Annotated in this window: 15 protein-coding genes; 6 read left to right on the top strand and 9 right to left on the bottom strand. The window is 67.2% G+C overall.

Going from position 1 to position 21124, the window contains the following annotated elements; genetic code table 11:
• Positions 1–31 precede the first annotated feature (31 nt).
• Positions 32–367 (top strand): DUF5983 family protein, encoded by a 336-nt coding sequence (locus BM175_RS14700; RefSeq protein ID WP_090964300.1) that lies wholly within the window; start codon positions 32–34, stop codon positions 365–367.
• A gap of 142 nt (positions 368–509) precedes the next feature.
• On the opposite strand, the gene BM175_RS14695 is transcribed toward BM175_RS14700, so the two are convergent.
• Together BM175_RS14695 and BM175_RS14690 are read right to left on the bottom strand one after the other, a co-directional pair.
• Positions 510–3752 carry a beta strand repeat-containing protein gene (locus BM175_RS14695; RefSeq protein ID WP_139224641.1) on the bottom strand — a complete coding sequence of 1081 codons (3243 nt, stop codon included), beginning with the start codon at positions 3750–3752 and terminating at the stop codon, positions 510–512.
• Positions 3753–3845: 93 nt separating this feature from the next.
• Positions 3846–4655 (bottom strand): DUF4347 domain-containing protein, encoded by an 810-nt coding sequence (locus BM175_RS14690; protein WP_090964296.1) that lies wholly within the window; start codon positions 4653–4655, stop codon positions 3846–3848.
• 419 nt (positions 4656–5074) lie between these two features.
• Between BM175_RS14690 and BM175_RS14685 the strand changes: the two genes are divergently transcribed.
• Both BM175_RS14685 and BM175_RS14680 read left to right on the top strand, forming a co-directional pair.
• On the top strand, positions 5075–6646 hold the full coding sequence (locus BM175_RS14685) for an SIR2 family protein (RefSeq protein WP_175526867.1): 1572 nt from the start codon (positions 5075–5077) through the stop codon (positions 6644–6646).
• A gap of 233 nt (positions 6647–6879) precedes the next feature.
• On the top strand, positions 6880–8133 hold the full coding sequence (locus tag BM175_RS14680) for a DUF5996 family protein (protein ID WP_090964293.1): 1254 nt from the start codon (positions 6880–6882) through the stop codon (positions 8131–8133).
• 415 nt (positions 8134–8548) lie between these two features.
• Here BM175_RS14680 and BM175_RS14675 read toward each other — a convergent pair whose 3' ends face one another.
• The 5 genes from BM175_RS14675 to BM175_RS14650 all read right to left on the bottom strand — a co-directional run bounded on the left by BM175_RS14675 (position 8549) and on the right by BM175_RS14650 (position 14922).
• Positions 8549–8734, bottom strand: a complete 186-nt coding sequence (locus BM175_RS14675; protein ID WP_090964291.1) for a hypothetical protein — start codon at positions 8732–8734, stop codon at positions 8549–8551.
• A gap of 666 nt (positions 8735–9400) precedes the next feature.
• Positions 9401–10030: a hypothetical protein gene (locus BM175_RS14665; protein WP_175526866.1), complete on the bottom strand. Its 630-nt coding sequence runs from the start codon at positions 10028–10030 to the stop codon at positions 9401–9403.
• A gap of 238 nt (positions 10031–10268) precedes the next feature.
• The gene (locus BM175_RS14660) at positions 10269–10712 is read right to left on the bottom strand and encodes a hypothetical protein (protein ID WP_139224639.1); all 444 of its coding nucleotides are present in this window, start codon (positions 10710–10712) and stop codon (positions 10269–10271) included.
• 889 nt (positions 10713–11601) lie between these two features.
• A complete protein-coding gene (locus tag BM175_RS14655; protein ID WP_090964283.1) occupies positions 11602–13713 on the bottom strand; it encodes a DNA cytosine methyltransferase in 2112 nt (703 codons plus the stop codon).
• A gap of 294 nt (positions 13714–14007) precedes the next feature.
• On the bottom strand, positions 14008–14922 hold the full coding sequence (locus tag BM175_RS14650) for a LysR family transcriptional regulator (protein ID WP_090964282.1): 915 nt from the start codon (positions 14920–14922) through the stop codon (positions 14008–14010).
• A gap of 313 nt (positions 14923–15235) precedes the next feature.
• On the opposite strand from BM175_RS14650, the gene BM175_RS14645 reads away from it, so the two are divergent.
• The 3 genes from BM175_RS14645 (at position 15236) to BM175_RS14635 (ending at position 18657) form a co-directional block, all read left to right on the top strand.
• A complete protein-coding gene (locus tag BM175_RS14645; protein WP_090964280.1) occupies positions 15236–16207 on the top strand; it encodes a tripartite tricarboxylate transporter substrate-binding protein in 972 nt (323 codons plus the stop codon).
• Positions 16208–16276: 69 nt separating this feature from the next.
• Entirely contained in the window at positions 16277–17356 is a 1080-nt protein-coding gene (locus BM175_RS14640; protein ID WP_090964279.1) for a tartrate dehydrogenase, read from the top strand.
• 77 nt (positions 17357–17433) lie between these two features.
• The gene (locus BM175_RS14635; protein ID WP_090964277.1) at positions 17434–18657 is read left to right on the top strand and encodes a glycerate kinase type-2 family protein; all 1224 of its coding nucleotides are present in this window, start codon (positions 17434–17436) and stop codon (positions 18655–18657) included.
• A 186-nt stretch (positions 18658–18843) separates the two neighbouring features.
• Here the strand turns inward: BM175_RS14635 and BM175_RS14630 are convergent, their stop codons facing one another.
• Positions 18844–20763 (bottom strand): AAA family ATPase, encoded by a 1920-nt coding sequence (locus BM175_RS14630; RefSeq protein ID WP_244546019.1) that lies wholly within the window; start codon positions 20761–20763, stop codon positions 18844–18846.
• A 19-nt stretch (positions 20764–20782) separates the two neighbouring features.
• Entirely contained in the window at positions 20783–21118 is a 336-nt protein-coding gene (locus tag BM175_RS14625) for a hypothetical protein (protein WP_090964273.1), read from the bottom strand.
• Between the last annotated feature and the right edge of the window lie 6 nt (positions 21119–21124).

Below are 21124 nucleotides of genomic sequence, written 5' to 3'. Positions count from 1 at the left end.
ATCCTCCGTTCGTCACGGGAGTGGGCGAGGCATGGCAATCTACGCATTCATGGACATCTCGACAGGGCACCTGACGGCGGAGGACGTCGCGCTCCTGGACGGAGCCGAACTGCCGTTCGACGTGATGCGCTACGACTACGGCTGGGTGGTCTCGACCGCCAAGCTGATCGCCGGTCCCCTGCGCGACGGCAGCGTCCGGGACCTGAACGGGTCCGGTCTTTCACCTCAGTTCATCGCGGCGGCCGAGCTCGCCGGAGAGCGCAACTGCTGGCTCCTTCGGTTTGACGCGGACGCGGATCTCGATCCCGACCTTCCAGTGGGAGGATACGGCATGGACGCGGACGAGCTCGCTGCCCCCAGTCCGTAGGCATTCGGATCAACGGAAGGCGTCGCTCCCGCATGCAGCCGAAGGTGGGTCTCCGCACACGGGTTCGGGATTGCGTCGGCGTGCTTTCGTCCGAAGCCGGGAACGGAAGGCAACCGCTGCTGCCTCCGCTCCCACCCGCCGATCACGCGAAGAAGTCTCCCGTTACGGCGTCCGCCGCCACGCCCTGGAGGACGATGTACGACCCATTGCCGAACGAAATGCCGGCGTAGCCTTCCGCCGTCTGCGACACCGTGTAGGCCTGACCTCCAGTCTCGATGCGGTCGCCCTCGAGCAGGTTGAAGTCGGTGATGAAATCGACCCCGCCCGCGTTCACGACGAAGCGGTCCGCTCCGTTGCCGCCGCTCATGACGTTCGCCCCGGGCCCCCCGACGATGCGGTTCCCACCCGAGCCGCCGACGATCGTGTCGTTGCCGAACCCCCCGAAGACCGTGTTGCGCCCGCTGCCGGCGATGACCACGAGATCGTCCCCGCCATTGGCGTAGACCACGTTGGCACCATTGCCCTCAATGCGTATCAGATCCGCTCCATCGGCCGCGTCGCCGTTGAACGAGCCCCCGTAGACGACGTTGTTGCCGTCGCCGCGGATGGTGACGACGTCGCCCGCCCCGGTGCCGCCGTAGACGGTGTTCGACCCCGAGCCGTTGATGACCACCTCGTCCGCACCGAAGCCGGCATGGACAAGGTTGTTGCCCGAGCCGCGGATCTCGATCCGGTCGGCGCCGCCGTTGCCGAACAGGGCGTTGGCACCGTTGCCGACCACGAGGATGCGGTCGGCGCCGTCCAGGGGATCGACGTTCGACGAACCTCCGAACACGGTGTTGGCCCCGTCGCCCCGCACCGTCAACACGTCGCCCGCGCCGCTTCCGCCGATCATGATGTTGGCGGCGTCGTTGGCGACCTCGACCGTGTCGGCGCCGACCCCGGCGTAAATGGTGGCCGCGCCATCGGCGGCGTAGGAGACGACGTCGTCACCGCCGTTGCCCCACACCGAAGCAGCCCCCCGACCGGAGATCGTCAGGAGATCCGCCCCGTCGTCGGGGTTGTTCGGCCCGGTCCCGCCGTAGACGTAGGCAATTTGCCTGAGGATCGGCGTGGCCATGATCTGATCCGACCCCGCCCCGCCGAGGAGCGTGTCATTGCCCGAACCGCCGACGATCGTGTCGTCGCCATCCAGGCCGTCGGTTGTCTCGGACGCAGCGGTTCCCATGAGACGGTCGGGGAAAGGGGTCGGTCCGGAAGGAGATGGCGTCGGCGGTGTGGGGGAGGGCGTGGAAGGAGGGGGCGCGGTCGTGTTCGTGACGTTGGTGGCAGCCTGGGACGCGAAGTCGTTGCCCGCGACATCCTGAACGGCGTTGGCGTCATCGCCCGGTGTCGGGTCGGCGTAGGCGACCGTGACGGCGGCCCCCGGCGCAACGGCCGAGGCCAGCGTCAATGTCGCTGCGGAGCCAGAAGTCGATACCGCGCCCACGGAGACGGGCATGCCGTTCGCCATGACGGTGAAGGCGCCCGGCAGCGCCGAGGCGGTGTCCAGCGCCTCGCCGAAGGACAACACCAGCGCGGATCCGTTCACGGTCGCCGAGGAGAGGACCGGCGCGACGGCGTCCACGACGACGGCTGCGTTGGCGCCGAGCGAGCCCGGGGCGCCGGGGGCGGGCAGCGCGAGCGCGGCGTCGTTGCCCGACGTGTCCCGAATGGTCCCGCCGTTCAGGTCGAACGCTGAAGTGCCGACCGTGTCGAGGTCGGCCGCCGCGTCGCCGGGTTGGACGTCGTAACGGAAGACGATCGTATCCGTGCCGGCGCCGCCGACATACTCGGCGAACCGATCGGTCGTACCCGTCTCCAGCGCGAGGCGCGGCACCCCCGCCACGTTCACCGCCTTCGAAAAGGTGACGCGGATGTCGATCGCGCTCCCCGCGGCGTAGGTGCCGCTCGGCGTCACGGCGGTCAGGGCCATCACGGAGGGCGCGCCCGCATCGACCAGAACGCCGGAGGTCGAGCCGACGTTGTTGAGTGTGAGGACGGCGTCGTTGCCCGCGACGTCCCGAATCGTGCCACCGTTGACGGCGAAGGAGCCGATGGCGATGCCGTCGGGGTCCGCATTCCCGGCCGCGACCGTATAACGGAAGAGCAGGCTGCCGCTGCCGGAGCCGGAAACATAATCCGCCGAGACGGCACCGCCCGAATTCAGGACCATGCCGAGGCGCGGAGCCCCGGTGACCGTGTCGACGAACACGGCCTCGTCGAAGTCGACAGTGAACTCGAGCCGTTGCCCGGCACCGTAGGTCCCGTTTGCGGGAACGGCGACGGATGCCACGGACGGTCCGGTGGCATCGACCGTGACGGACGTCGGGACGGCGGAGGTGCTCGTGTTTCCGGCGCTGTCCTGTGCCGTCGCGACCAAGCGGTAGGTACCGTCGCCAAGGCTAGACGTCGCCAGAGACCAGTCGCCGTTGCCGTCAGCGGTCGTCGTGCCGAGCGTCGTGCCGCGGTCGAGGTCGAGCAACCGGACGATGGCGCCCGCCTCGGCGTGTCCGCCGACCGTGGGCGTCCTGACGGCCGTCACGCCGTCCGTGGCCGACGCACCGCTGTCGCTCCCGGCAGCCAGGGCCAAAGCAGTCGGGGCACCAGGCGCAGTCGCATCGACCGTGACGGCGGACAGCGAGACCGAAGGGCCAACGTTGCCCGCCTGGTCGGTTTGGCGCACCTGGACGTCGCCGGCGGCGTAACTTCCGCTTGCGAGGGTGAAAGTCGAACCGGATCCCGGAACAAACGTGGCCCCGCCGTTCACCGAGTATTGCCAGGTTGCGTTGGTCTCGAGGCCCCCGACGTTCACGATGCCGACGTTGGTGATGCCGTCGGCTCCGCTGCTGCCCGTGTCGAGAGCGACCGACGCCGCGGGCTGGGCAGGGGTGTCGCGGTCCACGGCATGCGTGCCGCCGGCCGTGTAGGCGGAAACGTGTCCGTTGGTGCCGTCGCCGTTGCCCGTGGTGTCCGTGACGTCGGTGAGCGCGTTCAGGTCGACACGGAGGGTCCCGGTGCCCACGACGGCCGTGACGGTGACGTCGTAGGTCGTGCCGCCGCTTCCTCCCACCGGGGCGAGTCCGGAAATCGTACCGTTGGCCGTGCCGGCGGCAACGAGGCTGAAATCGGCGGCGGTGAGGTTCCGGACGGCCTCGTCGAAGACGACGCGATAGGTGATGACCGAGGCGTTCGCGGCAGCCGGACCAGTGTAGGCGATGCTGCTGACCGACGGCGGGGCGGTGTCGGCTGCGGCGATGGCCCTGATGTCGTCGAATACGTAGTCGTTGGTGCCGAAGTCGGCCGAATGGGTGCCATTCTGCGAGGAGACGGTCACTTTCGTCACGTCATCGATGGCCACCAATGCACCGAAGGTGGACACGGTCCGATCGCCGTTCGGCGACGCGGAGAACGTCCCGGTGGCGAACGAGCCGTTGGCCTACTCGACGCGCACCGTCACGGTGTCGACCACCGCGGTGTGGTAGGCGAAGCCGCCAAGGTCGAAGGTGTATCCAATCGGTGCGGCGATCGTGAAGCTCGTTGCGTCCGGCCCGACGCCCATATCGGACGACACCAGATAGCCGTGGTACGGGACACGCTGATCGTGGAGGTTGTCGAAGAAATAGCCGTCCTTTCCGGAGAAGCCGAAAGACTGCCCGCCAACGACGCGGTTGAAGTTGCCCGAGCCGCTGTTCAGTTCCGCCGCGGTGAAGGTGACCGTTTCGAGGATCGTCGCGATTTCGGAGAATTCAGTGTTCCCGACGAACCCGGTCTCGATCGTCCCGGTCTTCTTCTCGAGGGTCCAATTCCCTCCGAGCGACTTCGGACCCGTCAGGTCGTCGGACGCCGCGACGTCGGCGCCGGTGGCATCCGCGAAGGCCGTCAGGAATGCCTCTCCCGCGGACCCGGATCCTACGTGGCAACCGTAGAGCAGCACGTCCCCACCAGGATTGAGCGCACGTCCAATCCTTGCGAGGGTGCCGAGGTGGTTTCCGATGGTCGACCAGTCGAGTATCGTCTTCCCGAGATCGAGGGCGCCGCTGCGTCCATGGGAGATCAGGTGGATCGCGTCGTATCCGGAGCGTGCGGCGACCCAGTCCGACATCGCGCCGATACCGTCCTCGCCCGCGTCCAGGATCACGATCTCGACGCCGGAGCGGACGTTGTCGGCCAGCTCCCGCCAGTTCGGGACGTTCGTTTCGACGAAGGCGACTTCCCGCCGCGCGATCGCGTTTGAAGTCCCGAACATGCGTTGCCCCCGTTCCGTGAAACGAAATCCCTTCGACGCCGTCGCGCCGAGTTCGTCCGTACCATTCGGGTGAGGACGCCAAACAGGGTCTCGATACACCGCCGCCGCTAATTCTGACGTGCGGGTCCCGGCAGCCGTCACGACGGCAAGCTGCGCGCAAGGTCAGCATCGGGAAACGCGTCGCCGCCCTTTCGGACTTGTAATCCGAGGTCCCCCGTTGTCCGCTCTGCCCTCGGATTCATGCCCGTCCCTGCGGTACCGTTGGAGGACCCGTGCTCGACCCAATCCTTGCGCTCGCCCATACGATCCAATCGTCAAAGGGCACCATGGCCTTCCTCCTCGGATCCGGCGTCTCCCGGGCTTCGGGCATCCCGACCGGATGGGAGGTGACGCTCGGTCTCGTCCGACGGGTCGCGGCGATGGAGGGGCTGGACCCTGGCGAGGACCCGGCCGCGTGGTATTCGGATCGTCACGGCGTCGCGCCCGGGTATTCCGCGTTGCTGGACGCTCTGACGCGGACGCCCGCGGAACGCAGGGCGATCCTGCACTCGCTATTCGAGCCCACCGAGGAGGAGCGGGACCAAGGCCTGAAGTTGCCGACGGCGGCCCACAGGGCGGTAGCCGAACTCGTCGCGGCAGGATTCGTGAAGGTCGTGATCACGACGAATTTCGACCGCCTGATGGAAACGGCGCTGAACGACGCGGGGGTCGTGCCGACGGTGATCTCGACGGCAGACGGGGTGCGGGGCGCCGCCCCGCTCGTCCACCAGCGCTGCGTCGTCCTGAAGGTCCATGGCGATTACCTCGACGACCGGATCATGAACACGGACGCCGAACTCGCGTCGTACGACCCCGCGATGAGTGCGTACCTCGATCGCGTCTTCGACGAGTTCGGCCTGGTCGTCTGCGGATGGTCGGGCGAATGGGATCCCGCGCTTCGAGCTGCCGTCGAACGTTGTCCGTCCCGGCGCTACGCCACCTATTGGACCGGGATGGGGGAACCGAACCAAACCGTCGCGAACCTCATGCAACTGCGGGACGCCCGGTTCATCCGGATCCCCGGCGCCGACGAGTTCATGTCGGACCTTCGCGACAAGGTCATCAGCCTCGAGGAACTGGCGTCTCCGGGACCGCTTTCGGTCGGTGCGGCCGTCGCTTCGGTGAAGCGGTTCGTAGCCGAGCCGAGATACCGCATCAGGTTGGACGACCTGCTAGGGGACGAGGTGAAGCGGGCCCAGAATCGCCATGCGGACGGGATGCGACTGGACTCAGACGAGGTCACGACGTCGACGATCCGGCAACGCTTCCATGGCTATGACGCGTCCATGGAGGCGCTCGCCGCAATGCTGTTCAACGCGGCGAGATGGGCGGACCCGCCGCACCACGACATCGTTCGGCGCACCATCGCCTCGCTGGTCCCGCCCGACCGGGCGGGCGGATACGACAGATGGATCGAGATGCAGAGGTACCCTGCCATCCTGGCGTTCTACGCCGCGTGTGCCGGAGCGATGTCCTCAGGAAAGTTCGCCTTGCTGAAGCAGCTCTGTGACATGAAGGTGCGCGCGAACGGGCGTTCCGCGGTGGCGCTACCGGACCTTTCCGCAGCGTACTTCAACGACAATACCGCGAGGCAACTTTACGACCAAGCCCTCTACACGCCCTTGAGCCGCCACCTGTCGCGTACGCTCCGACCCCTCGTCGCTTCGGCGGACACGGTTCCGGAGAGGGCTTTCGATCGCCTGGAGGTCATGCTGGCGCTGTTGAACCTCGAACGGACGGAAGATCCGGCCAAGAAGGCGTACCTCCTTCTCGGGATGTTCAGCTGGCGGCACGAGGATCCGGCCTATACCGAGATCTTCGACGAGGCAGGTGCCGCGGGAGATGATTGGCCTCCCCTTCGCGATGGCTTGTTCCGGGGGAGCGCCCAACGGTTCGAGAGGGTTCGGGACGGGTTCCTCATCAATCTCGGGGCAGCCAGCCACAGGCGATAGTGAAGCGCCCGCCCCACCGCGCTTCCTTCGCGACCGATGCATTCGCTGCCAGTTCTGCCGCGCAACGATCTGCGGCACGGTCCATCGTCTCGGACGTCTCCGTCTTCCATGGGAAGCGGCGCTTGGACCGCGGACCGAGATCACCCATCGTCCGCCCGAGCATGGTACGGCATGGCCGGATGGTGCGCGCAACGAGGGCGCTCGCGCAGGCGGGCACAAGGGATGGAGATCCGATGAGAACCGACTGGCCCGACTTCGACTATCTCGGCTGGCGCGAGACATGCTCCGCCCTGCACCTCTATCTGCAGATTGCGGGCAAGTACCGCTTGGCGCACAGTCCGTGGCTCAACCATTCCTGGAACGCCACCTTCTACGTGACACCGCAGGGCCTCGCTTCCTCGCCGATCCCCGATGGCAGCGGGATCGAGATTCTCTTCGATCTTCAAGACCACGCGGTCGTCGGCATCAGCGGCGACGGCCGCCGGTCCTCGATCGCGCTTGGGCCCGGCACGGTAGCGGCGTTTCACGCCGACTTCGTACGCATGATCGCCGAGCTCGGCGGCTCTCCCACCTTCAACGGCAGCCCGAACGAGGTGCCGTTTCCCGTCCCCTTCGCCGAGGACCATCGCGAGAGGCCCTACGACCGGGAGGCCGTGCTGCGCTTCCACCAGGCGCTGGTTGCCGTCGACGGCGTGTTCAAGCGGTTCCGCACCTCGTTCCTCGGCAAGGCGAGCCCCGTTCACCTGTTCTGGGGTGCGCTCGACCTCGCCGTCACACGCTTCTCGGGGCGGCGTGCGCCGCTGCATCCCGCTGGCATCCCGACCCTGCCGGACGACGTCGCGCGAGAGGCCTACGACCGCGAGGTCTCCTCCGCCGGTTTCTGGCCGGGTGGGGGCGGCATCGATTATCCGGCCTTCTACGCATATGCCTATCCCGCCCCGAACGGCTTCCGCGCCGCGCCGGTGCGGCCGGAGGGAGCCTTCTGGCACGAGACCCTGTCGGAGTTCGTCCTGCCCTACGACGCCGTCCGCTCGGCCGCCGATCCCGACGCTGCGTTGATGGCCTTCCTGGTCTCGACCTACGAGGCTGCCGCTGACCTCGGCGGCTGGGACCGTGACCTTCTGGAATGCGCACCCGGGCGGCCGCGCCAGGTGTGTGCGGCGGACGCCGAAAAGGCGGGCAACTTCCTCCCATCGGATGACGGGCAGGTGGTGCGTGAGGACGGAGCCGCCAAAGGCCGCTACCTGATCGTGATCGACGGGGCCGAAGCCGAGATGACATACAGCCGGGCAGGGCAGCGGTTGCTGATCATCGATCACACCGAGGTTCCTGCGGCTCTCCGTGGTCGAAAGGTCGGAGAGCGGTTGGTGCGCCAAGCTGTGGAGGACGCCCGCCGGGACGGCACGGCTCTCATCCCGCTCTGCCCGTTCGCGAAGGCGCAGATCGACCGCCACCCCGAATGGCAGGACGTCCTGCATCGGCCGTAGCATCAGGCGCCACCAGAAAGACGCCTGAACGCGGCAGTCCAGACGTGCCGATGCCTTCGGTTCGAGAGGACGTCGACCAACTCGCATATGTGGTTCGCGCTGCTCGCTCCCGGGGATCTTCGCGGACGAAGTTGGCCTTCAAGGATTGCGCGATGCCGCCCTTCGAAGGATTTGGGCGCCTGCTCCGACTTGAAGCAGGCAGCGATGGTCAACCAGCCGGCAGGCGGGCCGCACAGCCGGGCAGCACGCCGAAATCGGAAGTTGCGATGTGATCCATCCGGGCCGCCGACGGGGCCGGAGTGAACGTCCGCCACCGAGCCCTTCACTTCGGCGGTCACGGCCCGGCCAGCGAACGACGGCTGGGGTTGCATGCGGGACGGTTTTTCCGGCTCCACCTTCTGCCGGGACAAGCAGGTTAGTCGTGCGGGGTGGGCGTTTCTCCTGAGTCGGCTTGGCGCCGCAACTCGCGCTCCAAGCGGTCCACGGCGCGCTCCCAGCCTTCCTGACGCCGTTCCGGTGTGATCGAGGTCGGGACATGAACGCCTCGGACCCCGTGCATCCGACGGGCCAGGAAGGTGCGCCACGGGTTGTCGTCGCTCATGCCCCAGATCCGTTCGACCCGGTTTCACAACCCGCCGTTGCGCGGGCGGGCTGCTCCAGCTCGAGGACGTTGTTCAGGAGTTGCTGCCACGATCGAGCCGCTGCCAGATGCCGCTCCCTGACCCTTGGAAGGGTCGCAGCCTCCGCCTCGGCCAAACACGCCTCGAGGCGAGCGCGGTAGACGTCCTTGCCATCCATCATCGTCGGGCATCCCGTCAAACGGCACGAACCACGCTTCGCAGCATACTGTGACGGTTCGACAATGGAAGCGTGGCAAGGAAGATGACCGATGCCGTGATGGCGAGCCAGACCCGATGGATGCACGAGAACTCGGATCGTAGCTACGGCGCCCATGGCGCTTCCTCTTCCGCGGCACCATTCCCAGCGCCTGGCGGCTCGTCGTGAGAACGAGACTTGGCAGCCCGGTTGTCGGATTGGGTTCCGGATGTGCGCCGTCCTCATGCAGGGACCCTTCGCCCACCACAATCTATCCGGGCTCGTCGGGCCCTCGGGGGGCGGCCCGACCCCGGCATTCGATCGACTCGGGCCGATCTGCCCGAGCCCCGCGAACCGGGCCGCGCGGTGCGCGATACGGAGCCGTCCGGGCTTGGCCTGCGGCTCAACCCGGAATCCCGACGGACGCGCAGCTAAGAGGACGGTGGGGCGGTCAAGCCCCGTAACGGATGCATCTCGTTCGATACGTAGCGTTCGCTGCCTTTCCGCTGCTCTGGGCGCCACCTTCTGCGGACACGCTCAGGACGTTCGCCGCCGCGTCGAGCTCACTCGATGTCCAGTAACGCTGGCCGGACTGGAAAGAGGCGTATCTGATCGCGCCGATCACGAACCTCAACTCGTTGAAGGCTGGCAGATGCCAGGGCTGTCCGTCGATCGGCGCCAGGGACTTGCAGAACTGGGCAGCCAGAACCTCGGCACCCCTGATATGCGACGCCTGCGCGTCCGTGTTCGCCTTGCCGTCGTCACGGGACGAACCGCCGGAGTGGAAGGGGCCTTCGGAACCGAATGAGCCCCAGGTCCCGAGCCTTTCTTCCGAACTCACCCAGACGTCACGTCCGTTCAGCTTCCCCGCATACCCATTCACGCCGACCTGCGGTGGAAGCCGTTCGGTGACCGGCGGGACAGTTCCCGACGTCGCGCCGATAACCGCTGCCTTCGACCTGAAGACGTAGGTACCGGCGGCCGCCGCGTTGGGCACGGCGGCCAGCGCCAGGGACATTGCAAGGCAGGTTCTGAAGGAAGGCATCGCGTTCATTCGCCGATCTCGTGTGGTGAGCTCCATGAATGGTTCATCTGACCGACTGCCGGCGCAAGCGAGAACAACGAGGATGAAGAGCCCGCGGTTGGCGGACAATTTGGCAAACGGATCCAATCAGAGAGCGCCCGGACCGCGTCGGGCAACTGGCGTTCCTAGCTGTCGGCAAACGCTCGCCACGGGTGTCTCGTCGGAAAATTTTTCCGGTCTGAGGGCATGATCGAGGGGCAGCGTTGCCAGTAGGGGCAGTGCTTCTTTGAACGGCTCACGTTCGAGGCGATGCCTCGATTGCCGCAGTCCATCCCGGCAGTGACCGTTCCTCCGCGCAACCCCAGTCTTCCGTTGCGAAAAGCGCATCGGCGTTCGCGAAAACCAAACTCTCCGTCACGTCGAGCAGCTCGTCCGGACCCGCGGCCGACCAGACACCACCCGCTTCCCGCCTGTGCAGCACGACGACCGACCACAGCCGGCGATCGAACACCCATCTCACCTTCACCTCGCGCTCCGTACCCGGAAAGCGGTGGTCCCAGTCGGTGCAGGATACGAAGCGAGGAAGGTCCGCGCACTCGGGCACGCGGATTTCGGCCTCGGACGAGAGGCGGTGACGCCGGAACGCGAGGACGGACTTGTCGAGGTCCGCGCCAGCTGCCCGGATCTCCGCCAAGAGACGTCGGTCCTGGTCAGCCTGCGATCCTGTCGTCCGGTCCATGGTCCACTCCCTCACAGCCTGGCAACGCTGTTTGCACATTCCCCAACCTCGCCTTGCCGCTCGAACGAGCGGGAAAGCGACCGGCTGCTCCATCAGTGTCGGTTCGGATCATGCTTGCGACAACCCCTCGTTCCCCCGGGGCACGTCGTTTCGGGACGCGGGGCGACGGCACCGGTTGGTTGCGTCCTAAAGGCGAACACGTTCGTTTAGGCGGTTTCGAACGGCTCATCACGATTCCCCAACATGCGTATAGGCGCGGAGCTGCGGTCTGACCGCTTCGCTTCATGCATTCTGACTCGTTGGCCGACGATCCTGCGAAACCTCCAAGCCGTTGGGCCCTTCAGGAAAGCAGGGTCTATACGTCGTGCGCCTTCTCCAGCATGGCATCCGTTCAATGGATCGCCGCGGCTGGCGGACCGCTTTGGCGTCGGGTCGAGGCCCTTGCAAACGGGCCGTTCGGGCCGCCGAAAGGGGCATCGACCCAGTCGGTGAAGGGGTGCCGAAGAGCGCGGGACGACCTCCACGGATCAGTTCTTCGCGGCGCCGTCTCTGCGCTGGCGTACATGATCGGCTGCCTGGATACCGCCTTCGCCCGATGGCAGCTGCCGTCGAAACGTCGACCCCTACCGTACGGTTGACCGCATCGGGGAAGTTTCGCGCGACTGCCGACGCAAGGCGTGGGCACGCGCGACGACGGCCCAGTCGACGGTGCGGAAGTCGGCCTTTCCCGTCAGAGGCATGAACTCGCAAACGTTCGATACACGCGGGTCGGTCCGTCTTCTCGTCGCGATGCCATCGGCACCTGCACGGACGATCGTTTTCACGCCGGGATCAAGCGGGAGGGAAATCGTCGATGTCGCCTCCCGCAGAATGATCCGCCGCACCGAGTTCAGGTCCAGTTGAGAGGTTGGTCGGGTGCCGAGCGTCCGAGCAGGCCGTGCTTCCGCTGATGCTCCCAGAGGTCTTTGGGCCAAGGCCCGAACCGAAGGCCGAGGAGGTCGTAGTCGATGTCGTGGTCCTCCCCGACGTCGCCCGTGCCCTCGGGCATCCCAATCGACGACGCCGCGCGTAGCTTTGCGAGCGGGATGGTCGAGCGTGAACCCTCCGACGGGACGGCCGAAGGCGACGCGTCCCGCACCGGCGCCGACGACCTGGCTCGCGCGTTGGCGACATGGTTCCACCGCATCGCCTCGTGACATACCTGGTCGATCGGATCGAACGTCTCGCCGGTCAGCGCTTCGGCGACGGCGAGGCCGAGCCGGAACGCGACTGGCGTGGGGAAAGCGTTGGCGATCTGGCGGTTGACGTCGCGCGGCTTGCCCCGGAACGGCCAGCCGGGCGGGAAGGTCTGCAACAACGCCATCATCTCGTTCGTCGGCATGACGTCGCCGACGTGTTCGTGGCCGGGAGCGGCGACGCCCCAACGCTTCCCGACGAAGCCCATCTTGATCCACTCCTTCCGGGTTTTCTCCTGCCCGAGGTCGGAACTCTGCTTTTGGAGGCTGCCGCCGATCACCGTGGGCGCGACGCGTTGCATCCGCTCGAGCAGCTCCGGCGTCGGATCGAAGCCGCGCGAGCGAAGGTAGGACTCGAGCGCCACCGCCATCGTTACGGGTTCCTCGGCGAAGTTGTCGACGGATTTCAGCCGCCGGAAGCGGGCCCAAGCTTCAGGTTCCCGGAAGGCGACGAGGATCGCTCGATTGCGCCGTTGCGGCACGCCGAAATCGGCACAGTTCAGTTCCCACCAGTCCCACCGGTACCCCATGCGCGACAACTCGGAGAGGATCCGGGCACGGTAACCGTCGTTCACCGAGAACATGATGCCCCTGACGTTCTCGAGCATGACGGCACGGGGACGAAGCCGCTTCACCAGCCGGAGTGCCTCGGGGAAGAGGTCGCGGTCGTCATGCTCCCCGTTCTGCCGGCCGGCCTGCGAGAACGGCTGGCAGGGCACCCCTCCCGCGAGGAGGTCGACCGGCCCGACGTCGCCCGGCTCGTACCCGACCAGGCTGGCCTCGATGACGTGCTCCTCACCGAAAGCGGCACGCAGCGTTTCGCAGGGTGCCTTCTCACGCTCGAGCAGGCCGACATGGCGGAACCCGGCCTTGGCCAGGCCCGCCGCCTGTCCGCCGCCGCCGGCGCACAGCTCGAACGCCGTCAGGCCGTGCTTGAACGCAGACGACACCATGCGCGTGCCGGACCGCGTCGACGCGGCGCGCTCGCGTCCTCGAACGACGAAGGGCGCCGCCTCGGGACGGGTGTCCACGGACTGGATCGGCGGCGCGAACGCGGCGGTCCTTACCAGATCGGCCGCCGCCGAGCGGATGCCGTCCGGATCCTCGGCGGAAGCCACTGCGGCCAGGGCTGCGAAGAAATCGCGGAGGCTCGCTTCCGAGTCCTCGCCGTCGAGGACGGCCACGAGGGGACGAAGACCCCGTGCCGCGACAGCGAGCTCGTGCAGCGCCGCCCCGTCCATCTCTCCCGCCTCGGAGGCCAACACAACGATCCTGCGTGCCTCGCCGACGACATGGGTACAGTATGCCCGGGCCGCGCGACCCAGGGGTTTCAGGTCGGAAAGCGGTGTTGCGGACAATTCCGTGCTGACCCGGACGAGAAGCTTGGCGTCGGCCGCGGTGAGCCTGCGACCCGCCTCGATCTCGGCCAGCGCACGTTCGCGGCTCTTCGGCGGCGCGGACGCGAGCGTGACGGCGACGCTGGGTGCGACGCCCTTCTCGATCAGCCAGTCCTTCCGGTCGCCGAGGACGCGAAACGTTTTCCGAAAGTTGAGTGCCGTCCGCGGGTCGATGCCGCATTCGTTGCGAACCCATCCCGAGAAGCCGCCCCGAAGCAGGGCCGCTGCCTCCTCGAGCGCCTCCCCGGCGACGAATATGTCCTCCAGGCCGCGCTTGCCGAGCGAGCCCACCGTGTCCTTCAGCTTGCGAAGGCGCTTAGCGACCCGGCGGTCCTCCGCGAGCTTCTCCTCGATCGACTTAGTCACCATTGCGATTCGCTCCCTGGGCCGGAGCGGAAAGTTAGCCGTCAATCGCTAAAGGCTGGGGACCCCCGCCGTTAAAGCTTTAGGCAGTCCGCACGACGCCGTCCGGGCGCCAAGCCGACCTTCTCGCGAAGGGATCCGTGCGCTGAAGAAGGGAGCGGGCGCATATCTTCGCGGTGGGTCGGGTTGGTCGCTTCCCCCCCCCCATTCCGGAAGTCGGCCGCTTGACCGCATCCCGTCGGCCAGCCCATCGGCGATGGCTCAGCCAATCGAACGCGACAGGGCGGCCTCGGCTTTGGATCAACCCTGCACGGCGTATCGATCGAGATTGGTCTGCAGAAGGCCGAGAAGAAGGTCTCGGTTGGCATCGCGCACGTGCGCCTGCCATGCGACGGCCAGGGGCAGCCGCTCGGCGCCCCTCATCGGGTGACCCTCCAGCCGTCGGAAGACGACGTTGGTTACCCCCAGCCGCGTCGACCACATCGGGACGATGGCTGCCCCGATGCCAGCCGACACCATGTTGAGGATCGTCTGTTTCTCCTCGGCGACCTGCGCGATCCTCGGCGCCAGTCCTTCCTCCTCGAACAGCTTCATGGTCAGGTCGTGACTGTGCGGCCTGGAGCGGCGCTCGGGTATGATCATCGCGACGTCGGCAAGTGCGGAAATCGAGACGACGGCCCCGTTGCCGAGGGCATGACTCGCGGGAAGCGCGACCACAGCCGTTTCGTGGAGGAGGAAGCGCGTGCAAAGGCCCGGGACCGGCTTCGCTCCCGGACGGATGATCGCGAGATCAAGTCGTCCCGAAAGGAGCTTGGGCACGAGACGGATCGACTTCTCCTCCGTAAGCTGGATCGTGAGCCCCGGGTCGATCGCGTGAAGGTCGTGGATCAGCGCGGGCACCAAGCCGGCCGCGGCGCTGTCGATCGCCCCGAGCCGGATCACGCGGCTCACCGTGCGTCCGCGGTCGCGGAAGCGTTCCACCATCCCGTCGGCCGCGTCGACCAAGGGTCGGGCGTCGCGAACGAAGTCGCGTCCGGCGTCGGTGAGGACGACGGAGCGGGTGGTTCGTGCGAACAGGGCGATCCCCAGTTCCTCTTCAAGCAGGCGGATCTGACGCCCCAGGCCCGCTGGCAGCATGTCCAGACTGCGTGCGGCGCGTCCGAAATGCATCTCCTCGGCAGCCGCCAGCACGCATCTGATCTGCTTCAGGTCCATGACCGACTATGCCACGAGAGAATATAATCGGTTGCTTATAGGGATCATCTCGGCCGCCGTCTAATGGTGGATCACCGATGCCTTCGGAGTGGCATCGGCGAGTTTCTCTGGAGGACGTCACGGGATCGGTCTCCTCGTCGGGCTTCTTTGGAAGTGCCCGCAACGCGCAGGAGAACGTCCACGTGCCGACACGACATGCCGGCCGAAGGCGAACTGCCGGGCGGGTGGCGGAAAACGGTTCGCTCGAAAATTCACGACAGGCGGGTGACGGAGTTCGGGAGTTCCGGCTCGCCTGCACAACAGGGAGGAAGACATGAGGAAGATTCTGAACGCGGCGCTCGCGTCCGCGGCCGTCGCATTCGCCGCGCCGGCATTCGCACAGGATGCCTATCCTTCAAAGCCGGTGACGATCCTCGTTCCAGCGGCGGCCGGTGGCCCGAGCGACACGGTCGCGCGCCTGGTCGCCGAGGCGATGACGCGGGACCTCGGGCAGCAGGTGCTGATCGAGAACGTCGGGGGTGCGGGCGGCTCGCTCGGCGCCGGTCAGGTCGCGCAGGCGACGCCCGACGGTTATACGCTTCTCCTCTACCACGTCGCCACCTCGACCTTCGGCGCCCTTTACCCCGAACTTGCCTACAAGCCCGGCGAGGCCTTCTCCTCCGTCGGTCTCGTCACCGACGTGCCGATGACCCTCGTCGGGCGCAAGGACCTCGAGCCTGCGGACATCGGCGCGCTCATGACTTGGCTGAAGGGCGACGGAGCCGGCGCGACGTTCGGAACGGCGGGCGTCGGCGCGGTCTCCGACCTTTGCGGACGGTTGTTGACCGAGGCGTCCGGCGTCGAGCTGACAGTCGTCCCCTACAAGGGCACCGGGCCGGCGATGACCGACCTCGTCGGCGGCCAGATCGACCTCATGTGCGACCAAACCACCAACACCGCGAACCAGATCAAGGCCGGCGAGATCAAGCCCTACGGCGTCACGACGAAGGAGCCCATCGCGATCCTTCCCGACGTGCCGACGCTCGCGTCCAGCGGTCTTGATGGTTTCGAGATCACGGCCTGGCACGCGATCTGGGCGCCGACCGGCACGCCGGAACCGATCCGCCAGCGTCTTTCCGCATCGCTGCAGAAGGCATTGACCGATCCGGTCGTCATCGAGCGGTTCGCGGGTCTCGGTACCGTTCCCGTGGCTGCCGCCCAAGCCACCCCGGCTGCGCTGGACGAACGCTTCCAGTCCGAGATCGAGCGCTGGAGCAAGCTCCTCGCCGACGCCGGGGAAAAGTAAGTCGACATCTTCGATGCCGGACGGGCGGACCCGTCCGGCCTTCCATCTTGCCCGATGAGGACCTCGGTCATGCAGACCTACAAGATCGCCGCAATTCCCGCCGACGGCATCGGCCCCGAAGTGATCGCCGCCGGCCTCCAGGCGCTGGAGGCGCTTGAGCGGCGTGAGGGCACGTTCAAGCTCGACGTGACGCATTTCGACTGGGGCTCGGACTACTACAAGCGGACCGGCGCGATGATGCCGGCGGACGGCACGCAGCAGCTGAAGGGCTTCGACGCGATCTTCTTCGGCGCCGTCGGCGCGCCGGACGTGCCGGACCACATCACGCTCTGGGGCCTTCGCCTGCCGATCTGCCAGGGCTTCGACCAGTATGCCAACGTGCGCCCGACAAAGATCCTGCCCGGCATCGTCTCGCCGCTGGCGGGCGTCAAGCCCGGCGACCTCGACTGGGTGATCGTGCGCGAGAACTCGGAAGGGGAGTATTCCGGCCACGGCGGCCGGGCCCATCGGGGCCTTCCTGAGGAGGTCGGCACGGAGGTCGCGATCTTCACGCGCGTCGGTGTCACCCGGATCATGCGCTATGCCTTCCGCCTCGCGCAGTCGCGCCCGCGCAAGTTTCTGACTGTCGTCACCAAGTCCAACGCCCAGCGCTTCGGCATGGTGATGTGGGACGAGATCGCGGCTGAGGTCTCGGCCGAGTTTCCGGACGTGACCTGGGACAAGATGCTGGTCGATGCGATGACGGTCCGCATGACCTTGAAGCCGCAGAGCCTCGACACGATCGTCGCGACCAACCTCCACGCCGACATCCTGTCGGATCTCGCCGGGGCGCTGGCGGGCAGTCTCGGCGTCGCGCCGACGGCCAATATCGACCCGGAGCGGCGCTTTCCCTCGATGTTCGAGCCCATCCACGGCTCGGCCTTCGACATCACGGGCAAGGGCATCGCCAACCCCGTCGCCACCTTCTGGACGGCGGCGCAGATGCTGGAGCATCTCGGACAGCCGCAGGCCGCCCGGCGCCTGATGCATGCGGTCGAGACCGTGACCGGAAGCGGCGTGACCACGCCAGACGTCGGGGGTACGGCCAACACCCAGCAGGTGACGGAGGCCGTCTGCGAAGCCATACGTGGCTCGAACATCGTTCTCTGAGCGAAAACCCGGACGTGGAGTGCGCTGTGGCGGGCGACGGGTCGAACGAAACTTGGGCCCGTCGTGTCCTATCCGACATGTTCGCGGCAGCGGTGGGCGCGGCTGACCCGATGCGGGTCGTCGCGCCCGCCTTGCCCGAAAAACCTTCTGGCCGCTGCGTCGTCGTCGGCGCGGGGAAGTCCGCCGCCGTGATGGCACGGGCCGTCGAGACGGCATGGCCGGACGTCGACCTGTCCGGCGTCGTCGTGACCCGATACGGTCACGCCGTCGCGACGGACCGGATCGAGGTCCTGGAAGCTGCCCATCCCGTGCCTGACGCCGCGAGCGAACACGCCGCGCGGCGAATCATGGCGGCAGTGGACGGGCTCGGTCCCCAAGACCTCGTGCTGGCCCTTATCTCGGGCGGCGGCTCCTCGCTCATGGTCCTGCCTGCGGACGGGCTTTCGCTGGAGCATAAGCGGCATGTCAATCGACTGCTGCTCGCCTCCGGGCTCGGCATCAACGAGATGAACGCGGTGCGACGCCGCCTGTCGGGCATCAAGGGCGGACGGCTCGCCGAAGCGATCCGGCCGGCACGCTTGGTGACTCTAGCCATTTCGGACGTGCCGGGCGACGATCCGCGGTCGATCGCTTCGGGGCCGACCGTGCACGATCCCGACGCAGCGGTCGATCTGGCGACGGTTGCGGAGCGATTGGGTCCCGACCTTCCCGGAGCCGCCCGTCGCCTGCTGGTCGCGCGGATCCAGCCGCGACCGTCCTTCGAGACCGATTACCGCATGATCGCGACGCCGCAGATGGCGCTGCAAGCGGCCGCCAAGGCCGCTCGCAGGCACGGGGTCGCGCCCCTTCTTCTCGGTGACGCTCTCGAAGGGGAGGCACGGGAAATCGGGATCCTGATGTCGGGCATCGCTCGCTCCATCCGACGCCATGGGTATCCGTTGCCCGCCCCGGCTGTCGTCCTGTCGGGCGGCGAGACGACCGTCTCCGTCCACTCCGCGCGAGTCGGGCGGGGAGGTCGCAACACGGAATTCCTACTTTCGCTCGCGATCGCCCTTCGCGGCGAGCCGGAAGTCTTCGGCATGTCGGCCGATACCGACGGAATCGACGGGACCGAGGATGCTGCCGGCGCCGTCGTGACCCCCGACACGATCGCGCGAGCGCGTGCCGCAGGGCTCGACCCCGAGGCCTTGCTGCGTGGCCACGACAGCTACAGCCTGTTCTCGCGCCTCGGCGACCTCGTCGTGACGGGGCCGACGCTCACGAACGTCAACGACTTTCGCGCCCTGCTCGTCCTGCCATGACGGCGTTGCCCGTTCCGGAAGGGTCGACAGCGCCGGCATCCTCGAAGGCTAGCGCAGCAGCCCTGTGGCCAAGCACGGCTGCGCGCAGGCGTCTCCTTTCCGATGGCACGCAGAGCCCCGCTTGCGAACGGACGGTCGCGCACCTTCGTGTCGAGGATCGCCGGGAAACCCAGCGAGCGTTCTGGTTCAGGCGAGTACGACGTCTTGGGCCTTGGCCAGCCGCGAAGACAGCGCCTCCACCTCGTCGTGCCGGCGTTCGACGATAAGCTTCGCTTCGCGGAGGCAGTTCGCCAGCAACCGTTCGATCCGATCGAGTGCGAGCGGTCCGTCACGAGTCACCTCCACCCTTGCCACCGCAGCGTTCGGGAGGGAGTGCAGACCGCCGCCCAAACCGAGGCTGAACTCGATGCTCGCTGCCAACCTCGTCGCGCGCACGAGATCGGCGTCGCTCGTCCCTCCGGAGAGGCTGCTCCGCGAACCGAGAAGGACTTCCTCCGCAGCCAGTCCCGCCAACATGACGATGAGCTGGGCTTCCAGGCACTCCCGCGATTGGTCCGTACCCTCGGCGACGTCGAAGTTCGTCAGGTTCGCGCCACCGTCACGGACCCGGCGCCTGACCCTGACTCTCGTCGGCACCAGACCCGAGACCTCCGCCAGTTCCCGCCCGACCACGACGTGACCGGCCTCGTGGACGCACGTCCGTCTGTAGGCCGCGTCCGACAGCAGCACGCCGGGCGGCAGGGCTGTCCAAAGGTCGGCTTCAGCCAGCGGACGCCTATGCCTGCGCGCAGCCCCGCGGGCGTCGCGCACGAGCTGTGCCAAAACGGCGCCGGACGCTTCCCCGAGTTCATCCGCGATCGGCGCCAGATCGGTTTCGGGGAGCTCTCCCCTGAGGTGATGCCTCAAGATCCCGATCCTTCCCGGGAGATCGGGATGTCGGACCTCGATGTGCTTCCCGAGACGGCCTGGCCGTAGCACGGCCGGATCGACGACCTCGGGCTTGTTGGTCGCACCGACCACCACGACCCCGGCTCGTTGGGCTGCGCCGTCGAGGCATTCAAGAAGGCCGTTGACCACCTGGCGTTGGTACGACGCATTGTCGCCCAGGGGCTCGTCCCTCGATCCCACCGAATCCAGCTCGTCGAGATAGAGGATGCAGGGGCTTGTCTTGCGGGCTTCGTCGAACGCGGCCCGCATGGCTTTCAGCAAGTCGCCCAGATGGCCGCGGGCCTGCCATGCGGCGATGGAATGCGCGTGCAGCGGGACTCCGCAGGATCCTGCGAGCGCCCTTGCGAATAAGGTTTTCCCCGTTCCGGGCGGTCCGTGAAGCAGCATGCCGCTCTCGATGTCCGACCACTGCAGCGTGCCCGCTCGATACTCTTCGAGATCGCGGGCAAGGTTCAAGCCCCAGGACTGTGCTTCGCCCATGCCGGGAAGGTCCTCGAGACGCTCCGGCACAGCGCGCGAGCCTTCGGCTGCGGACCGGGCAGGCACTTCGGCTTTCTTCTCCCTCAGCTTGGCAGGGCGGGGCTCTCGTTGCGTATCGAGACGGTGCTTGGCCAATCGCCCTGCGATGAGCCACATGCGGTCGGCGGTCATTCCGGGCCGGATCGCGAGGTTCAGGAAGGGCAGTGGCAGCCGGGCAAGGCGGGATACGAGCCGCTCATCCGGTCGGAAGCCCGTGTGCTCCCTCACGATCGCGGTGATCGCTTCCCGGCTGCAGACGAGTGGAACGACGGCGTCGGCCACCGCGCCAACGACAGTCGGCACTTCCGTCCGCCTGTGGCAGAGGACGACTTTGGGATGGGTCGACATGCTCGCCTCGACGAGCAGGCGTTCGATGTATTGGGAGCGCTGTCCGGATGGGTCGGTCCAGTTGCTGGCGGACGCGTTGAGCTGGACGATGCTCTTCCCGATGCCGCCCACGAGGTCGTGGACCGCTTCGCACAGGACGGCGGCGTCGTCCGGCCGAACGCCGCGGATCACCACGAGACACGGACCACCCTCAAGAAAGCGGTCCAAACCGCCGTCGCGGAGCGTTTGCCGCACGAGCGCGTCCGCAACCCTTGCGGAGGGCGTGAGCCGTCCGGCGAGCGACTTCGGCATGTCTTCGAAATCCAAGCGATCACGCATGTCCGACCCCCGTCGCGGGAGAGCCGAGCAACCAAAAGCGGCTCTCGGTACGGACGTACCCGTCGTCGAGGGAAACCACGCGCAGGGGCGACGTGACGGCATCCCTTCCGTCGCGAACGGTCGGGTGTCCGACGGGCTTTCCCCGGAGGCAGGGAACCAAGCGCACCGCGTTGGACCACCCTGCCAGGACGGGAGCGCCTGCACGCATGTCGGCGGACGGCGCGTGGTGATCGCGCAGGTAACGAAGGTCGCGCAGGAGGGCGGCGGCGGTCTCGATCTCGTGGTCGAGCGCCTCCACCCGTGTGGTCGGGGTGAGAAAAACGGGCATGGGGCT

This window comes from Aureimonas phyllosphaerae (assembly GCF_900113065.1).
Classification (GTDB): Bacteria; Pseudomonadota; Alphaproteobacteria; order Rhizobiales; family Rhizobiaceae; genus Aureimonas; species Aureimonas phyllosphaerae.
The sequence above is the reverse complement of the archived record's forward strand: the minus strand, read 5'-3'. Positions and strand labels throughout refer to the sequence as shown.

Excerpts from the sequence above, each read along its gene's own strand:
- BM175_RS14700 (WP_090964300.1), top strand. The coding sequence starts at position 32 with ATGGCAATCTACGCATTCATGGACATCTCGACAGGGCACCTGACGGCG.
- BM175_RS14690 (WP_090964296.1), bottom strand. The coding sequence starts at position 4,655 with ATGTTCGGGACTTCAAACGCGATCGCGCGGCGGGAAGTCGCCTTCGTC.
- BM175_RS14685 (WP_175526867.1), top strand. The coding sequence starts at position 5,075 with ATGGAGGGGCTGGACCCTGGCGAGGACCCGGCCGCGTGGTATTCGGAT.
- BM175_RS14680 (WP_090964293.1), top strand. The coding sequence starts at position 6,880 with ATGAGAACCGACTGGCCCGACTTCGACTATCTCGGCTGGCGCGAGACA.
- BM175_RS14675 (WP_090964291.1), bottom strand. The coding sequence starts at position 8,734 with ATGAGCGACGACAACCCGTGGCGCACCTTCCTGGCCCGTCGGATGCAC.
- BM175_RS14665 (WP_175526866.1), bottom strand. The coding sequence starts at position 10,030 with ATGGAGCTCACCACACGAGATCGGCGAATGAACGCGATGCCTTCCTTC.
- BM175_RS14660 (WP_139224639.1), bottom strand. The coding sequence starts at position 10,712 with ATGGACCGGACGACAGGATCGCAGGCTGACCAGGACCGACGTCTCTTG.
- BM175_RS14655 (WP_090964283.1), bottom strand. The coding sequence starts at position 13,713 with ATGGTGACTAAGTCGATCGAGGAGAAGCTCGCGGAGGACCGCCGGGTC.
- BM175_RS14650 (WP_090964282.1), bottom strand. The coding sequence starts at position 14,922 with ATGGACCTGAAGCAGATCAGATGCGTGCTGGCGGCTGCCGAGGAGATG.
- BM175_RS14645 (WP_090964280.1), top strand. The coding sequence starts at position 15,236 with ATGAGGAAGATTCTGAACGCGGCGCTCGCGTCCGCGGCCGTCGCATTC.
- BM175_RS14640 (WP_090964279.1), top strand. The coding sequence starts at position 16,277 with ATGCAGACCTACAAGATCGCCGCAATTCCCGCCGACGGCATCGGCCCC.
- BM175_RS14635 (WP_090964277.1), top strand. The coding sequence starts at position 17,434 with ATGTTCGCGGCAGCGGTGGGCGCGGCTGACCCGATGCGGGTCGTCGCG.
- BM175_RS14630 (WP_244546019.1), bottom strand. The coding sequence starts at position 20,763 with ATGCCGAAGTCGCTCGCCGGACGGCTCACGCCCTCCGCAAGGGTTGCG.
- BM175_RS14625 (WP_090964273.1), bottom strand. The coding sequence starts at position 21,118 with ATGCCCGTTTTTCTCACCCCGACCACACGGGTGGAGGCGCTCGACCAC.